The organism is Arthrobacter sp. SPG23, assembly GCF_000876655.1.
Taxonomy (GTDB): domain Bacteria; phylum Actinomycetota; class Actinomycetes; order Actinomycetales; family Micrococcaceae; genus Arthrobacter.
The window spans coordinates 266,789-282,676 of the sequence record NZ_JYCN01000018.1 but is presented as its reverse complement, the minus strand read 5'-3'; the positions used below and the strand labels follow the sequence as shown (position 1 = coordinate 282,676).

The 15,888-nt window shown below is 66.6% G+C and carries 19 protein-coding genes and 1 pseudogene; 7 read left to right on the top strand and 13 right to left on the bottom strand.

The features are described 5' to 3' along the window. The first annotated feature begins 36 nt into the window (after positions 1-36). Complete coding sequence (locus TV39_RS12115) at positions 37-717, top strand: vWA domain-containing protein (RefSeq protein ID WP_043481981.1); 681 nt, start codon at positions 37-39, stop codon at positions 715-717. Then, positions 718-1,467: a PP2C family serine/threonine-protein phosphatase gene (locus TV39_RS12110; RefSeq protein ID WP_052500570.1), complete on the top strand. Its 750-nt coding sequence runs from the start codon at positions 718-720 to the stop codon at positions 1,465-1,467. A 15-nt stretch (positions 1,468-1,482) separates the two neighbouring features. On the opposite strand, the pseudogene TV39_RS22850 reads toward TV39_RS12110, so the two are convergent. Continuing rightward, a pseudogene (locus tag TV39_RS22850) lies at positions 1,483-1,602 on the bottom strand (DUF6112 family protein); the annotation flags it as partial. Positions 1,603-1,999: 397 nt separating this feature from the next. Here TV39_RS22850 and TV39_RS12100 point away from each other — a divergent pair. After that, positions 2,000-2,494: a hypothetical protein gene (locus TV39_RS12100; protein ID WP_043481976.1), complete on the top strand. Its 495-nt coding sequence runs from the start codon at positions 2,000-2,002 to the stop codon at positions 2,492-2,494. A 43-nt stretch (positions 2,495-2,537) separates the two neighbouring features. Then, the gene (locus tag TV39_RS12095) at positions 2,538-3,365 is read left to right on the top strand and encodes a VOC family protein (protein WP_043481974.1); all 828 of its coding nucleotides are present in this window, start codon (positions 2,538-2,540) and stop codon (positions 3,363-3,365) included. Between the two features lie 63 nt (positions 3,366-3,428). Here TV39_RS12095 and TV39_RS12090 read toward each other — a convergent pair whose 3' ends face one another. The 9 genes from TV39_RS12090 to TV39_RS12045 form a co-directional block, all read right to left on the bottom strand. Next, on the bottom strand, positions 3,429-4,277 hold the full coding sequence (locus tag TV39_RS12090; protein ID WP_043481971.1) for an SDR family oxidoreductase: 849 nt from the start codon (positions 4,275-4,277) through the stop codon (positions 3,429-3,431). A gap of 62 nt (positions 4,278-4,339) precedes the next feature. Beyond that, positions 4,340-5,890: an HNH endonuclease signature motif containing protein gene (locus TV39_RS12085; protein ID WP_200891007.1), complete on the bottom strand. Its 1,551-nt coding sequence runs from the start codon at positions 5,888-5,890 to the stop codon at positions 4,340-4,342. 119 nt (positions 5,891-6,009) lie between these two features. Continuing rightward, positions 6,010-6,534 (bottom strand): DUF2087 domain-containing protein, encoded by a 525-nt coding sequence (locus TV39_RS12080; RefSeq protein WP_043481969.1) that lies wholly within the window; start codon positions 6,532-6,534, stop codon positions 6,010-6,012. Between the two features lie 45 nt (positions 6,535-6,579). Then, positions 6,580-6,978 carry a YybH family protein gene (locus tag TV39_RS12075; protein ID WP_043481967.1) on the bottom strand — a complete coding sequence of 133 codons (399 nt, stop codon included), beginning with the start codon at positions 6,976-6,978 and terminating at the stop codon, positions 6,580-6,582. A 5-nt stretch (positions 6,979-6,983) separates the two neighbouring features. After that, positions 6,984-7,790 (bottom strand): CDP-alcohol phosphatidyltransferase family protein, encoded by an 807-nt coding sequence (locus tag TV39_RS12070; RefSeq protein WP_052500569.1) that lies wholly within the window; start codon positions 7,788-7,790, stop codon positions 6,984-6,986. Between the two features lie 134 nt (positions 7,791-7,924). Then, complete coding sequence (locus TV39_RS12065) at positions 7,925-8,344, bottom strand: hypothetical protein (RefSeq protein ID WP_235347374.1); 420 nt, start codon at positions 8,342-8,344, stop codon at positions 7,925-7,927. Between the two features lie 8 nt (positions 8,345-8,352). Beyond that, complete coding sequence (locus TV39_RS12060) at positions 8,353-8,757, bottom strand: cupredoxin domain-containing protein (protein ID WP_043481962.1); 405 nt, start codon at positions 8,755-8,757, stop codon at positions 8,353-8,355. 138 nt (positions 8,758-8,895) lie between these two features. Further along, the gene (locus TV39_RS12055; RefSeq protein WP_082049693.1) at positions 8,896-9,366 is read right to left on the bottom strand and encodes an OsmC family protein; all 471 of its coding nucleotides are present in this window, start codon (positions 9,364-9,366) and stop codon (positions 8,896-8,898) included. A gap of 536 nt (positions 9,367-9,902) precedes the next feature. Further along, on the bottom strand, positions 9,903-10,613 hold the full coding sequence (locus TV39_RS12045; protein ID WP_052500567.1) for a maleylpyruvate isomerase family mycothiol-dependent enzyme: 711 nt from the start codon (positions 10,611-10,613) through the stop codon (positions 9,903-9,905). A 99-nt stretch (positions 10,614-10,712) separates the two neighbouring features. Between TV39_RS12045 and TV39_RS12040 the strand changes: the two genes are divergently transcribed. Continuing rightward, positions 10,713-11,702: a dienelactone hydrolase family protein gene (locus tag TV39_RS12040; RefSeq protein ID WP_043481958.1), complete on the top strand. Its 990-nt coding sequence runs from the start codon at positions 10,713-10,715 to the stop codon at positions 11,700-11,702. After that, positions 11,695-12,522, top strand: a complete 828-nt coding sequence (locus TV39_RS12035) for a CPBP family intramembrane glutamic endopeptidase (protein WP_043481956.1) — start codon at positions 11,695-11,697, stop codon at positions 12,520-12,522. Before TV39_RS12040 ends, TV39_RS12035 begins: the two co-directional genes overlap by 8 nt. Here TV39_RS12035 and TV39_RS12030 read toward each other — a convergent pair. After that, entirely contained in the window at positions 12,418-13,434 is a 1,017-nt protein-coding gene (locus TV39_RS12030; RefSeq protein WP_043481954.1) for a ribonuclease Z, read from the bottom strand. The genes TV39_RS12035 and TV39_RS12030 overlap by 105 nt on opposite strands. A 96-nt stretch (positions 13,435-13,530) precedes the next feature. Here TV39_RS12030 and TV39_RS12025 point away from each other — a divergent pair, with 96 nt between their 5' ends. Continuing rightward, positions 13,531-14,049, top strand: a complete 519-nt coding sequence (locus tag TV39_RS12025) for a DNA alkylation repair protein (protein ID WP_043481952.1) — start codon at positions 13,531-13,533, stop codon at positions 14,047-14,049. Here the strand turns inward: TV39_RS12025 and TV39_RS12020 are convergent. After that, positions 14,016-14,270: a hypothetical protein gene (locus tag TV39_RS12020; RefSeq protein ID WP_235347373.1), complete on the bottom strand. Its 255-nt coding sequence runs from the start codon at positions 14,268-14,270 to the stop codon at positions 14,016-14,018. The two genes, TV39_RS12025 and TV39_RS12020, sit on opposite strands and share 34 nt — an antisense overlap. Positions 14,271-14,295: 25 nt before the next feature. Further along, positions 14,296-15,825: a polysaccharide deacetylase family protein gene (locus TV39_RS21420; protein ID WP_160292502.1), complete on the bottom strand. Its 1,530-nt coding sequence runs from the start codon at positions 15,823-15,825 to the stop codon at positions 14,296-14,298. Positions 15,826-15,888: the final 63 nt, after the last annotated feature.

Sequence of the window (15,888 nt, the reverse complement as noted above, 5' to 3'; positions counted from 1 at the left end):
ACCCACGAACCATCCGAATTGAAAAGGACTATTGACATGGCACTCGCAATAGGCGCCGATGACCTCGTAGAGAACCCGACGCCAAGGGTTCCCGTAACCCTTTGCCTCGATACCAGCGGGTCAATGATGGGCGACAAGATCCGCGAACTCGTACAGGGCGTTAACCTCTTCTATGACGCCATCGACGAGGACGATGACGCACACGATGCCGCCGAGGTGAGCATCGTCGCGTTCAACTCCCAGGCAAGCCTGATACAGGACTTTTCCAGTGTCGAGCGGCTCCAGCGCACCGATGCGCTTGACGCCACGGGCGGCACGGCACTCGGGGAAGGGGTGAACCTTGCGCTGGACACGTTGGAGAAGCGCAAGTTGGTGTATTCAGGCGCGGGCGTCCTCTATTACCAGCCCTGGCTCGTGCTCATGACGGACGGACAGCCGAACGGTAGCGCCGTCGAACTGGAGCGGGCGATCCAGCGTGTGACCGACCTCGTTGCGCAGAAGAAGCTGACGGTGTTCCCGATCGGCATCGGTACTGACGCCGACATGGACGTGCTGGCGAAGTTCAGCCCGAACCACCCGCCGCTGCGGCTGCGCGGGCTGAGTTTCAAGGAGTTCTTCGAGTGGCTGTCGAAGTCGGTCTCTCGGGTATCTCGTTCGACGCCGGGCGACACGGTCAAGCCGGACCTCGAGGGGTTGGCTGGCTGGGCGGAGCTCTAGGTGTTCAACGAGTTCCACTATCAAGTGCGAGGACGCGGGCACGAACTAGACGGCACGCGCGGACAGGACAGGACCGCCTACCTGTCCGGCCGCGGTGTCCAAGTGCTCTGTCTCGCTGACGGCGCGGGCTCGGCCCCTCAATCGGAGTTCGGCGCTCAGGCAGTAGTGGAAGAAGGCTGCGCGCTGCTCATCGAGCAGTTCGCGCAGTTCGACACCAGTGCCGATGCAGAGCAAGCACGGCAGGAGATTCTCGAACGACTGCACGAGCGTCTCGCGGGTGTGGGTCGGCGGCTAGGTTGCACGTTCGCGGATCTGGCGTCGACCTTCCTCGCTATCGCGGTCTCGGCGGAGAGGTTCGTCGTCGTGCACATCGGGGATGGCGTAATCGGCTACGTCAAGAATGGCGAACTGCGTGTCATCTCAGCACCCGACAACGCCGAGTTCGCAAATCAGACCACCTTCGTCACGTCTCCTGACGCCGCGAGTTCGACGCGGTTGTTCCGAGGTGCGACAGAGGGCGTGTCCGGCTTCATCTTGATGAGCGATGGCACGAGTGCGAGCCTGTTCGACCACCGCTCGAAAACCTTGGCCCCTGCCTGCGCGAAGTTGATCGAGGCGGTCGCGGTCGCTCCGACGCGACAAGTGAAACGCCCGGAGCACAAGAAGCGACTGCGGCGGGTGGTCGACACCAGGCTCCGTGAGGCAACCAAGGACGACTGCTCCATCGGAATCCTTGCGCGCCGCTCCTGACTTCCATAGGCAGGATCAGATGCCCGCGCCGACGCCGAGCAGGAATTTGACCCAGGTGGCGCCGAGGCCGGCGAGGGCGGCGGCTCCGACGGAGACGAGGAATCCGGTGCGTGCGCGGGCTGATGAGAGGTTGCCGTTCGCCGAAGATGAGCACGACGGTCAGCAGCGCGACCGCTGACCTCCGTTCCCTGGACTAAGCAAATTAGGCCCAACCGATCAGTGGACGAGTCCGATGCAAAAAGGACCAACTAGTTTGACCACGGGAAGATTCGGCCGGGCTCGTGCCGCTGCGTCGACACAGGGGAGGGGGATGGTCCTCGGGACCAAGTGGCCTGCCCATCTACAGTCGTCATCCTCGGCGTCGAGGTTTAGCCGACCGCCCTTGAAAGCCGCGCCGCATCTTGTGGCGCGGCTTTCTTGTGGGATCGCGCACAACGATGTGTCGGGCGTGCATTCCTAATCTCTCTTGACAGCCCTACGATCAGGGGGCTCTCATCGAGTACCTGCATGAATAAGAGAAGGGGAGGCGGCTATGCCTGCCATCCAAACCACCCCGGAGAACAAGGCCCGCCTCCGGACCGGAGCAGCTCTCATGACGCTTGCCGGGCTGGCCTTCGTTGCGTACGCCGTAGTCTTCCTGGGACTCAACTTTACGGGCGCCTTCCTCGAGCTTGGTATCGGCCCCGATCAAGTGGATAAGGGGATGGCGGAGATCGAGGCGTTCAGCCCGCAGCTGCATCACTACATCAGCCATCTGCACATTGCACTCGGCGGCTTCATCGCTGCGACAGGACTCGCCATCGCGGGCCTGTCCTGGTACGGGGTGCGCCGAGGAGAACGGTGGGCCTTCGCCACAGCCATCGTGGTTCCGACCGTCGGACTCGCAGTGGCCCTCCCCGCACATTACCCGTGGGGCCTGGCCACGCTTGGGCACCTCGGGCCGGTATACCTCACTGTCCTGATCTTCCTGGCAGGGGTCGGGGTAGCCTACAGCGGACTGCGAAGCCCTGCGATGAAACACGACTGAGAGTCCGAACCAGGCCGCCGGCGATGATGGACGGGAGCCAGACATGACTGAGCGGACCTACCCGCAAGGCGTCCCATGTTGGATCGATACCGAGCAGCCTGACGTCGAAGCCGCCGTAGCGTTTTACTCCGGACTCTTCGGCTGGACATTCGAGGACGTCATGCCGCCGGGAGCGCCGGGCCGCTACTTGATAGCGAAGCTCGAGGGCCAGGACGTCGGCGGCATGGCCAGCACCCATGGCGGGGCCGCGATGTGGAGCACCTACATATCCGTCGAGGACGCGGATGCCGCAGTGCAGCGCCTGGTCGCCGCCGGCGCCAAGGTGCGATCGGCGCCCGCGGATGCGGGAGAAGGCGGCCGCAGTGCGGTGCTGACCGATCCGGAGGGTGCCGAATTCCGCATCTGGCAGGCCAGGCGACGCTTAGGGGCGCAAGTGGTCAACCTGCCGGCGGCTTGGAACTTCAGCGACCTCCACACGGCCAACCCCGGCGCGGCCATTGCGTTCTACCAGGATGCGTTCGGCTGGCAGGTCGACGACCTTGGCTTCGCGAAGATGATCCGCAGGCCAGGTTATGGCGACCACCTTGAGGCGACAGTGGATCCGGGCATCAGGGCGAGGCAGTCAGGGCTGGCGGCCCCACCCGGTTTCGAGGATGCGATCGCCTGGGTCGGGACCACGGCCCCCGACGAAGCGCCGCACTGGCCCGTCTCGTTCACCGTCGCCGACCGGGACCGGACGGTGACTGAGGCCAAACGACTCGGCGCCACGGTCCTTGGCCAAGGTGACACGGTTTGGACGCGCACGGCGCTGATCCGGGACCCCCAGGGAGCGGAGTTCACTGTCAGCCAGTTCACGCCGCCGTCGGGATAAGCGGTCCTCCCGAAGGCGGCAGCCAAGGGCAAATGGAGCTACAGCCGGGAAATTCCCGCTCCGTCAGCCCTGGCGATCCGTGTCGAGAACGGTGACCTCCAGAGGCATGCGGTTGGCGCGGCGGAGGCGTCCGGCGACTAAATTGCGCACCCCACGGGTCACCATGGTGGTTTTGGTCAGATACCGGAACTCGGCCCTGTCCGAGGTGACGAGGCCCAGGAGGGGGCGCGCGGCCTCGTCAGGGGTCTGACCCCACAGTCCGACGACGACCTGCAGCCCGCCCAGTCGATGTTCATACCCCGGCTGGGACGTGACGTGCGTCAGCAGGTCCGTCACCACCAGGCCCGGGTTCATGCCATGCACCCGAGCGCCGGTGCCTCGGGTCTCCCGCCGCAACGTCTCGGTGAATTGGCGGACCCATCGTTTGCTTGACGCATATGCGTTCTGAAGCGCCACCGGCCCCCGGTCGCCTTGGCCGTATACGTTGACGAGGTCGCCGCGGCCTTGGCCCAGGAAGACCGGCAGCGCAACCCTCGACCCGTGGAACGTTCCGAGGATGTTCGTGTGCACCACCCGCGTAAAGTCGTCGACCGGAGTGGACGCCGTGGGCCCAAAAACACCGGAGGTTCCGGCGTTATTGACCCAGATGTCGAGCGTTCCGCGGCGGAGGGCTTCGTCGCGCAGGGCCTCGACGTCGGCCAGTTCGCCGGTGTCGCAGGAACGTCCGGACGCCGAGATCCCTTCCGCGTGCAGCCGCTCGACGGCGGTCGCGACGTCAACGCCCGAGCGGGACGCAAGCACCACCGTTGCACCCTGATGCCCCAGCACCCGGGCCATGGCAAACCCCAGACCGCGTGTCGAGCCAGTTATGACGGCCACGCGTCCACGGAGGACGTCTCGTTGCGAACCCATGCTTCTCTCATACGCGTAGCCGGCTATAAGGGCAAGAGTCCCGGCATGGCGACAGTAGCCGATCAGACGCCTTGGGGTACGAACGCCTCGGGGAGGAAGTCATCCAAGGGCGCCGGCCAACCCGGACCGTCCATGTCTGCGGCCGGGAATTCGTGCGCGGCCGTAAATTGGTGCCACTCCGGAAACGGGTCCTCGGGCGGTTCGAGGTCGGGATCCCGGCCGGTCTCTTCGGTGGCCAGAATGTGGTCCGGCCAGTGGGGTGGCTCCCAGTCCTGATGCTCGCTGGGGTAGTCTCGCCCAGCCGGAGAAGTCCACCCCGGCGGGTTGTTCATGCTGGCACCGGTTGGCTTCCATTTCGAATTGTGTTTAAGGCGGTGGTGCTTGCGGCACGGCTGGCCCAGGTTGGAGATGCCGGTGGTGCCCCCGTCCGCCCAGGCGAGCAGGTGGTCTGCTTCATTGTCGAGGGAGGGGTTGTTACACCCGGGGAAGGGGCATTTGCCGTCGCGGAGGCGGAGCCACTGACGTTGGGCCTTCGTGAGCCGGTAGTTGGTCCGTCCGATTTCCAAGGGTGCCCCGTCTCGGGGGTCCGTCAGGACGCGGTAGAAGGAATCGGCGCCGTCGGCGATCAGCCGGCGGGCCATGGACGCCGGGATCGGGCCGTACCCGTCCAGCAGGGATGGTTCGTCCGTAGCGCCCAGTAGTGACAAGACCGGAACAGTGATGAGGACTTGCGCCCTCGGGGACGGGACATCACCGCCCAACCCGGTGCCGCCGTCGGCCGTGCCGCTGGCGGCACCGGTGCCGTTGGTGAGGAGCCAGGTGGCGGCGACGTCGGCGCGGAGCTGGGTGAGGGTCCTGGCCTCGTCCGGGCCTTGCATGGAGCGGGCGGCGGCGGTGGTCCGTTCCCAGATGCCCGAGGCAGTGTGGGCCGGGAGGTAGGCGGAGAGCCAGGCCATGCCATCCCGGTCCGGGACGTACTCGACCCGCCGGTCAGCGGCGCTTTTGGTGAAGCGTTTTTCGATGCTGACCGGGTGGTGGCGTTCACGCCAGGAGCGTGCTTTGGCCCGGAACCGGGTCGGCACGAGGTCCCCGGCCGGGCAACCGCGGGCGGGGGTTGGCGCATCGGTGTCCAGGAAGTGTGCTTCCAGTGCGGCCGCGCCGTCGGGATCCAGGGTGGTGGTTTCGTCGACGATGATCCGGGCGTGCTGCCAGGAGATCGTCCCGGCTTGAAGCGCCGTCAGGGTCAGCGGCAGCACCGTGGTCAGCGTCTGGCATTCGGACAGGAGGGCTCCGGCGGAACGTTCGCTGACGGTCAGGACGCAGGCGACCTCGGCCACTAGGGCCATCTCCTGGACGGCGCGTTCGCGTGGGGACGACGCCGGTGAGGCCAAGGCCCGGGTTGCCTGCAGATATTCCGCGGTCAGCCTCACCTTCAGCGCGGCGGTCCGGGCCTCCTGGCGAGCTATTTCGGCGAGACCTTCCAGGCATGCATCCGCCAGATTCCGCATCGGATCGGTGGCCGGCAGGGGAGCGACGCAGGGCGAACCGGCCCGGTCTGCGCCGGTTTCGATAAGGGACTCCAGCTCAGCAGTGGAGGCAGAGACGGCCGCCATGGCCGCCCTGCTCTCCGCACTCCAAGCTGTTCTGCTGCCCATCGCCTAAGCATCGCAGGAGGCACCGACATTATTGATGCAGCTGCTGGAATCGCCATCAGCCCTTGCCGTGCAGGGTATTACGTTTCATTCGGCCGGTGATAGGAGGAGCCTGTGGGGGTGCGTTCCAACAGCCCGAAGTCGACGAGGTAGCGGCGCAGCAACACGACGTCGTCCGTATAACTGAGAAGCCGTTCATTGACCTGTCTTTCCGATAGGTCTTCGCCAATTTCGACCGCATCGCTGACAATCCATGCCAGGAGTTCCCGTCGCTCCGCGTTGTTGGCCGGATACCTCTCGATCCGGCCCAAGCGCATAAAGCGGGCGTGTCCGTTCTGCGGCTGTCGCCGGGATTGTTGCGTGAGAAGGAGGCGGAAGATCGCCCCGGACGCCTCGAGTTCGCCGGCAGCGTTGGGTTCGACGAGCCCGGACTCGAGCAGGGCAGCGATGGCCCGGTTTCGCCGCCGTTCGTTCAAGTCAGCGATCGCTTCGGGGAGCCTGGCGCCGAGAACTACTTGGGCGTAAGCCGTCCGAGCATCCTCGTTGCCGAGGGCTGCCACCACCCGTCGCCAGTGCGGTCCGCTAAACCTCGGTGCTTCGGTCATAGTCGTCTTATTCCCCCGTGTTCAGCCCGTGAGTCTCCGTCGCCCTCACTCGGCCACGGTGTCGGCGTGGCGATGCGCCACCTTCCATTCTCCGTCTTCGCGGCGGTAGATCTGGGTGGCGCGCAGCGTGTAGCTGCGCGGCTGACCGTCCACGGAAGTTGAAATATGTTCCAGGCCCGCGGTGTAGGCCATGGCGCCGACCACGTCATATGCCTGCAGTTCGAAACTGTAGGACGTGCAGTTGGAGAAAGCCCTCTCGAGGACAGCGAAGGCCTCGTCGATCTCCTGCTGCCCATACGCATTCCGCCACGCGCCAAGGATGCTCACCGGCTCATTCCGGGACCAGAGCGCCCGCCGCGGGTCGGCGTCGCCGTCGTGAAGGGCCATTTCCGCCCGGTAGAGCGCGGATCTAACCCAGGCTAAAAAGTCGTCGGCGTCGGTCATACCCCTCAGTATGCCTCTGGCTCAGGGCATTGCACAGGGCGGGCCATTCCACCCCGGGCCGGCAATCCCGACGACCGGACCCGGCGGGCGGAAGCCCGGGGCCGTCCGACGTCACCGTCCTGCCACGTCCGAAAACCGGCGGCCGGAGTGGTGGCGCTGTTCCAGCTCGACGACATCGCGGGCGAAGGAGAACACGAGTAGTGGAAGAGCCAAACCCGGCGCCGCAGCTGCAATAGCCGGTGGGATCCCGGGGTCAGTGCAAGAAGCAGCGCGATCGGCTGGAAAGCTCCGATGGCCTTACGCACCCAGCTCGACGGGAGCGGCTCCCGAAGATGGGGACGAAAATGAGCTGCGGCCACAAAGAAGTAGTAGAGGGCCCCGATGCACAGGGTCCAAGGCCCGACAGCCCCCGCCGTTGCCGCGGACAGAACGAGCACCAAGGCGGCATCAGTAGCGGTATCCAGGCGTGCTCCCGCCGCGGATGCCGTCCCGGTCCGCCGGGCGACGGGACCGTCGAGTCCGTCGAGAAGGAAAGCGGCGCAACCCAGGATAACGAGGAGAGGATCCGCGGGGCGCCCAGTGAACAACGCCGGAAGAGCCAACACGGCGCACAGGGAGACTAAGACGGCCCGCAACAGTGTTATCCGGTCGGCGGGCGTGCAGAAGCGGGGCGTGCGCCGCAGGACGGAGACGGCAGCGGCTCCGATGACCACGGCGCCGGCGCCCAGGCCGACGGACTGAAGTCCGAACCAGGGGGAGTGCACCGTGGAAAGCCAGATGCCAGCCGCGCAGTACGCTGCAACTGCCGTCATCGCATCGGTTGATGCCCGCGCTTCAGTCCCGCTTTCCATGAGCCACCTCGCCCACATGTTAACCACAGCGCCGTGGTCAGGGCCAACACAGTGCCGCGCAATGCCCCTGGTTATGGTCCGGTTGGCCGATCCAGTCAGGTTGTGCGCCGGCGGCTGGACCTCCGTGGAGCGCCGGCCGGACCCCCGGTGGCGACGCGGACGAGGCCCACTGCGGCCAGCAGCGCCCCGGCTCCTTCCGCGACCGCGCTGAGGGACTTCTCAAAAAACCACACCGGGTCATACATCGCCGGGAACGGACCGAACGCCGGAACATCAACGTAGCGGTACAACACCACGGCGGCGAAAGCGCTGAGAGCCACTACCAGGGCCAGCGCATACGAGGCCCTGCTGCCCCGGACCAGAACGTAAAGCCCGGCCAGGATAGCCGCGGCCGACTCGATCAGGAACAGGTTGCCCTGCCCGATCCCGGCGGGTGAGGCGCCCTGGTAGCCGGGGGCCAGATGAATGTGCACCCCGGCATCGATGAACAAAGCCAGGGCGGTTAGTACCCTCAAGGCAATCTTCATTTGACGGTCAACGTCCCGTGCATGTTGGGGTGGTACGTGCAGTGGTAGGGGTAGGTGCCCGGTAGGGACGGCGCCGTGAACGTAGCAGTTCCGCCGTTGCCCCGGACATTCACGTCAAATGCCGAGCCATCGTCCACCGTGACGGTATGCCCTGCCGTGTCCTTGTTGGTGACCGTGACGACGGCGCCCGGTGCGACCGTCAGCGGGGCGCCGTAGTCGAAGTCCTTAATGGTGATGGCTGCGCCGGCCGTCGTCGCGGTGGTCGTTTCCGTCGCCGTCGCGGACGCCGTCGCGGTACCCTGCGCGGTGGACGCTCCGGGGCTTCCGCCGCCGGAAGCGCACCCCACCAATAGGAGCGCCGCTGTCAGTGGAAGTGCGGCACGGGCCTGAATTGCTTTCATGGTCTACTGCCCTCGACCCCGGTAACCAGGGCCGTGAGGCCCTGCCTGTCCCTATAATTCTGCGCCCGCCGGGCCGGAATGAATCCCTGACGCGGGAAAAGAACGAGGGGAGGGCGCTACCCGGTCATCGTCCGGCCGTCACCCGTTGCCCGCGAAGGCCACCGAGATCTCAGGGGTCACCATCAGCGAGTTGTGAACGGTGCAATGCGAGGCAACGGCAAGCAGCGGCTCACGTCGCTCGGCGGGCACGCCGGCGGGGATAGTGAGTCGCACCTCGATCCGGGCGACGCGTGCAGGACGCGAGCCCATCTGGAAGTCCGCTTCCACGGCCAGGCCTTCGGTGGGAAGTCCGTGCCGGTCCAGGTAGCGGCGGGCATAGAATGCCACGCAGCCTGCGAGGCTCGCAATAAACAGCTCTGTAGGAGTGGGACCGGTGTCTTCCCCTCCGTCGCTGGTTGGCTGGTCGGTCCGGATGACGTGCCCGCGGACATTGATGTCGAAGCGGTCTCCGCCCTGATGCACGACGTGTACTGGCTGGACATCGCGGGCTGCAGGGCCAGGAGCGGGGTTGGTGCTTCCGGAGGCCGCGGTGAGTGGTTCGCTGCTCATGGGTGCTTCTCGATCCGTCGTTTGATCCCCTGAGGTCCGGGGCTGGTTCCGGGGCTGTGGTTGTCGTAGGACTTCGGGCCGGCCGACCTAGCGCCCGAACAGTTTGGCGAAGAAGCCGGTCCCTGTCGGCTTCTGGTGCTCGTGGCCGCGGCATCGATCGGAGCTGGAGACCCCGCGCATGACTTGCTCGACGTGCTGGCCGCAGCCCGCCCAGGTTGTCTTACCGCATTTCTTGCATGTCACTGCACGGCACATCTGGTGGCTCCCTTGGTATTCGTGGATAGTCTCATCAGTATACCCCATGGGGTATTTAACTCCTTTGCCTTCTCCGCTGGGGGCAGCGACTCGCCTTCGCGCATTCGTCCTGACCCTGGTGGTCGTCCCCACAGCGGTCTACTTTGCCGTTCCGCGGCTGCTGCTGGTTCACGGCCGGATCAGCGGAGCGGTGCGCGCTCGCAGGCTTCGCCGGGCCGAAAGCCTGCGTCCCCGGCACTGAACCGGCGACGGCGGGCGGCGGGCCAGGGAGGTCAGCCCGCTCACGGTGTGAGCGGGCCCCGGAGGACGCGCAGCGCAAGGGCGGTGTCGCCGTCGATGATGGCAGTGTCCCTGAGGCTGGACCGGCCCCACAATCCGAGGTACATGTCCGTTAGCGGGGCGGTGACAGACGCCGCCGCGGGGCCGCTGCCGACGCTCCAGCTGCCCGCCCCGGGCACGTCGAAACCGGACACGTGGAAGATGACGGCCTGCTCCGGCGGCTGCATCCTATTCAGCCGCAGCTGTCGCGGGGTGAACATCGCCCGGACCTCATCGACACCGTCGAGCATGAATTCCGCGCCGATAACCGGCGCTGCCAGTCCGGACGCCTGGCTGGCGTCGATGAGGTGGATGGCGTGCTCGTGCGACTGACGTCGAAGCCAGAAGCCCGCCGTGCGCGGCGGCGGTCCAAAGTTCCAGCACGGTGCCCCGGGTTCGACGGCAGCCATCGTCTCCAAGAACGGTGCCGTGCCACTGACGAACCACGCGGCGGCACCAGTGGCCGGCGGCTCCGGCTCCTCGACGTATATCCCGCCTTGAACCACCGCCGCAGCCCAGCGTTCGATGGAACCCAGATGCCCGAGCAGGTGTTCCAACGTCCAGCCGGGGCACGCCGGAACGGAACGGGCCAGCACCTCGCCGGGCTGGCCGGCGAGCGCGGTCAGCCTTTCGAGGGAACCGGCAAGTTCAGCGAGGTAGCGGTCGGGCGGCATGGCATGAGCCTAACCCGCCGGATCAGCGGCAGAACACCTTTCCCCTTGCCCCGTGACGGGCGGCAGGGGAGGATATGTGGCAAACAGCAGGAGGCCTCCATGACCCGGCAGCAGCTTGGCAAGTTTGAGAAGTACCTGATCGAGGAATTCTTCGACGATTACCGTGCCGGTGCCATGAGCCGGCACACGTTCACGCGCCGGGTGGCGTTCATCACCGGCAGCATGGCCGCCGCGGCGGCCGCCATGTCGCTGGTCGGCTGCACGCCGCAGGAACTTCCGCGCGGCACCGACCCGATGCCGACGCCCACCCCGTCGGCAACGCCAACCGGCACCGCCTCGGGCCCCGCTTCCGCTGGCGCAGTGCCGGGCGCCAAGAGCCCCTTGTCCGTTCCCGAGGGTGCGGCCGGACTAGTGACGGGATGGGTGCGGTTCCCGGCCGGCGGCATCGAGATCGGCGGCTACCTTGCCCGGCCGGCGGGGGACAAAGCAGGCCCGGCCGTGCTCATCTGCCACGAGAACCGTGGGCTGACCCCGCACATCGAAGACGTGGCCCGGCGGTTCGCCAAGGCCGGCTACGCGGCTCTCGCACTGGACCTGCTGAGCAGGGAGGGCGGAACGGCGAGCCTGGACCGGGACGCCGTCCCCGGCGCCCTGACCCAGGCGGGAGTGCAGCGACACGTCGCGGATTTTGCGACAGCCTTCGACTTCCTGGACCGGCAGGATTTTGTCGACGCCGGGCGGATCGCCATGACGGGCTTCTGCTTCGGCGGGGGCATCACCTGGCAGGCGGCTACGGAGCTGTCCGGGCTGAAGGCCACGTCGGCGTTCTACGGGCCTGCCCCCGACCTGGACAAGGTCCCCGCCATGAAGCCGGCGGTCCTTGGCATTTACGCCGAACTCGATCAGCGCATCACCGGCGCGATGCCGGACCTCCGGGATGCCCTTGCGGCCACGGACGTCCGGCACGAGCTGAAGGTGTATCCCGGCGTCGACCATGCGTTCCACAACGACACCGGCGAGCGCTATAACGAAACACAGGCCACCGCAGCCTGGAACGACACGCTGGCCTGGTTCGGCAAGTATGTCTAGCCCTGCGCCCGCGGCCGGAACCAGCGTCCGCAACGGCCTCACGTGGAAGCTGCTTCCCGCGGCACTCGTGTCGCTGTCCGGGTTCGTCCTGTTCGTCCTGGAACAGAAAATCCCGGGGTACGGCCTGCTGGCGCTGGCCCTGGTACTGGCCGGATTCGTCGACCGGGCGCTCCTGCGCGACCTGGCCCTCATCGCTGCCGGGCTCGTTGCCATCAGCCTTGTTCCCATCACCACCGACATCAGTACCGGGCACATGGTGGTCATGGGTACGGCGATGGTCATCGCAGTGGGAGTTCCCTACACGGTTTCGCGGTTCCTCTTCAGGGACCACGCGGTCAGGTTTCCCGTGCTGACCGGGCACCCGTGGACGCGGGCGGAGAAGTGGTACCTGGCCGCCGTCGTGGTCATGGGCTACGCAGTGCTGCCGGCCTACATGGTCAATACCGGCGTTTACAACAACTGGCCCGCGGTGTCGGATCCCGAGGGAATCTTCCGCCTTTTCCTGGGCACCAATGCGCTGGGCATCTGGGACGAGCTCTTCTTTATCTGCACGGTCTTTGCGCTCCTGCGCCGGCACCTGCCGCTTGCGCAGGCCAACGTGCTGCAGGCCGTCCTCTTCACGTCGTTCCTGTGGGAACTGGGCTTCCACGCCTGGGCGCCGGTTTTTATCTTTCCTTTCGCAATGCTCCAGGCGTTCATCTTCACCCGGACGAAATCACTGTCCTACATTGTCGCCGTCCACCTGCTGTTCGACTTCGTGCTGTTCCTTGTCCTGCTGCATGCCCACAACCGCGCCTGGATCGACATCTTCGTCTACTGAGGTTGGCAGGGCGCCCGCAAACCAGGAGTCCCGCTGCCGTTTGGGTAACGGAATGCTGTCCAGATCCTGGGCGGCGACGACGGCGGTCCGGCCTGCGCGGGCAACGGCCTGGTGCGCCAGCACCCCCACATCGACGTACCGTGACGAGAAATGCGTGAGGACCAGGGTTCCGGCCCCGGCAGAGGAGGCCAGCGCGCCGGCCTGGCCGGCGGTCAGGTGAAGATACCGGGCGGCCAGCCCGGCGTCGTCGTCGCTGAAGGTGGACTCCGCCACGAGGAGGTCCACGCCGTCGGAGAGTTCCCCGGCGCCGTCGCATTCCGCGGTATCCATAACGAAGGCGAAACTCCGGCCGGGGCGGGGAACGCTCACGTCCTCCAGCCGGACCCTGCCCAGGTTTCCCTCCCGCTGCAGCCGTGCGATGTCCGAACCGGCAATCCCGGCCGCGGCGAGCCGGTCCGGCAGCAGCGTGCGGCCCTCCGGCTCCGCAAGCCGGTAGCCGAAGGTCTCGATGCGGTGCCGCAACGGCCGCACCTCCAAGCCGGGTGCGATCGGGCCGGGACCTGAGTGCGGGTGCAGCCGCAGGTCCAGGCCGGGGGAGGCGAGGGATACGAGGGAACTGACCACGTCCCTACCGGAGGCCGGGAAGTGCAGGTCCACCGGGTGCTGCACCCCGTCGAGGACCATGCGGGACAGTACGCCGGGCAGGCCGAAGCAGTGGTCCCCGTGGACATGGGTGAGGCAGATCCGCGTAATCCGGCTGGATGAGACGCCCGCGTGGATCATCTGCCGCTGGGTGCCTTCGCCCGGATCAAAGAGCAGCCCCTCGCCGTCCCAGCGAAGCAAGTACCCGTTGTGGTTGCGGGTCCGCGTGGGAACCTGCGAGGCGGTTCCGAGGACAACCAGTTCGTGCATGGGATTGAGTGTCCCACGTTGCCGCGGAACGCGCTCGCGGGCCGTGGGTGAGCGGGGGCCCATGTGCGGGTCGCAATATTGGGACAGAATAGTCGGGTGACAGACGCCTGCGACTTTGTGGATGCCGCGCTGCAGCGGGAGAGCTCCTGGCTCAGGGCAGAAGAGGCGCAGGCCCGCCTGGGCGACCGGCTTCAGTACTACGGAGCATCAGTTGGTGCGGTGCGGGGGACCGTCCGCGACATGCTGCGCCGCCATCGTGACCTCGTTCACGACGACGTCACCGCGCTCAGCAGCGAGCTGTGGGCTGTGCCAGTCTTCGAACGCCGCCTGGCGGCGGTTGTGCTGCTGCAGTCCCGGGTGGCGCTGCTCAACAACTCAGACCTCACCCGGATCGAGGGCTTTGTGCGGGAGGCGCAGCTGGGTGAGCTGGTGGACCCGATCGCTGCCGACGTCGTCCGTCCGTTAATTGCGGGGCTGCAAGGGCAGGCAAGGACGCGGGCGGATGCGGTGCTGGACCGCTGGGCGCGGGATCCTGATCCCTGGCTGAGGCGCGCGGCCGTGCTGGCGGTGGCGGACGGCCCTCAGCCGCGGGCCCGGCGCTCCACCACCGCGTAGGCCCTGCCTTCCAGGAACTCCCAGTCGGTGACCACCATGAACCCGAGCGCGCTGACGCGGTCGTTGAGTACCAGGATGTCAAAGCCGCCGTCCCGCGGTTCGGCGTCCCACGTCGCTACATGGAGCTCCTTGCCCTCAAGGATCAAGAGCTCCGTGTTGACGTCAAAATCCTCCTGCGGCTGATCGCTCAGCTGGCAGATGGCCACGCAATAGTGTTTCACCTACGTATCCGCTTCATGCCGGCTCTTACGCCGGGAAGGCGCTGTTGTAGCGGTAGAGGAAAGCAGCCACCTGGTCACGGTTGACCGGCAACGCGGACCGGTACGTCCTCGTGCCGTCCGCCTCGGTCCAGCCGTTGGAGATTCCTTGTGACGCCAGCCATGAGATCTCTTTGAAGAAAGCGGTTTGCGGGGAAACGTCGGCGAAGGGCGATGCCCCCGGCGTGTAGGTCGGGCTACCGGCGAAACGGTACACAAACGCGGCGACCTGGTCCCGGTTGACGGCCAGTGTTGGACGGAAGGTCTTGGAGCCGTCGGACTCGGTCCAGCCGGTGGTCACACCCCGGGACGCAAGCCAGAGAATTTCCTTGTAGAAGGGAGTCTGCGGCGTGACATCCGTAAACGGCGATGCGCCGGGCGAATATGCCGGGCTCCCGGCCAGCCGGTAGAAGAACGCCGCCATCATGTCCCGGCTTGCCGCAACCCCGGGACGGAACGTGCGTGTTCCGTCGCTTTCGAGCCAGCCGACGGAAATGCCTTGGGCGGCCATCCAGTTGACCTCGGTGTACAGCGCCGCGCCCGGGGGTACGTCAGCAAACGAGATTGGCGACGGCGAGGGAGACGGGGACGGGGTTGGTGAAGGCGACGGGGACGGGGAGGGAGACGGTGAGGGGGAAGGAGGCGGCGGGGGTGACGTCACGGGGGACTGGCCCAATGCCTGCGCCACTGTTCGGACCGACGTCGTACCGTTTGCTGTCCGCGCAGCCAGCCACGTGACGAACTCCTTGAACAAGGCGGGGCTGATGGACAGGGACGGATCCGTTCCGTTGGCAATCTCGTGGAAGGTCAGCTGCAGCCAGCCGCCGGTCGTCTCGGCGTTGGTGACGGTGGCCTGCAGGTCCGCCAGGGTCCAGGTGGCGGCCACCTGGTCAGGGGCCCTGGTGACCATGGGTTCCAGCGGCGGTAGCGTTTCGGCGACAGGGCAGCCGGCGCAGCTGGCGGGAGAGCGGATGTCTCCGAGGCCCCGGGAACTGGCGTACCCGCAGCCGCTGACTGCGGACTGGGCTGTCGCATTCACGGCCGCGAACGGGTAGGCGAAGTTCCGGACGGTGAAGCCCCAGCCTTCGAGGGTCGACTTGCTGTTGCAGGCCTCCGCGCTGGCGGCCGCTGCGCTGAGCGTTGTCATATCCGGGTGGGTCACGCTGTGGCCGCCGATTTCGTTGCCGTCGGCCGCGAGAGTGTCCAGGTTTGCCCGGGTGAGGAAACCGGACTGGCCCACAAAGGAGGTGGTGATGAAGAACGTTCCCACCAGCCCGTGGGCCTTCAGCTCCTGCGCGGCCGCCAACTGGCTGCCAAGGCCGTCGTCGAACGTCAGGCTGACGATGGTTGGCCCCGCGGCCCTCGAGGTGCCGGCCACGCCCACCAGTGTGCTGACGGCCAGCAGCAAAGCGCCCAGGATGGCCACCCAGCGCCGGCCGTGCCGGCCTCCCGGCTCAGGCTCAGGAGGGTCCGCTACGTGACGTGCGGGGTTGCGGGCAGGCTGATTCGACCAACGCATGATGCCTCCAAGCGTGTGAGTCCCCCCGCAAGAACATGCACGTAGACTACGCCTCGCGGCGCC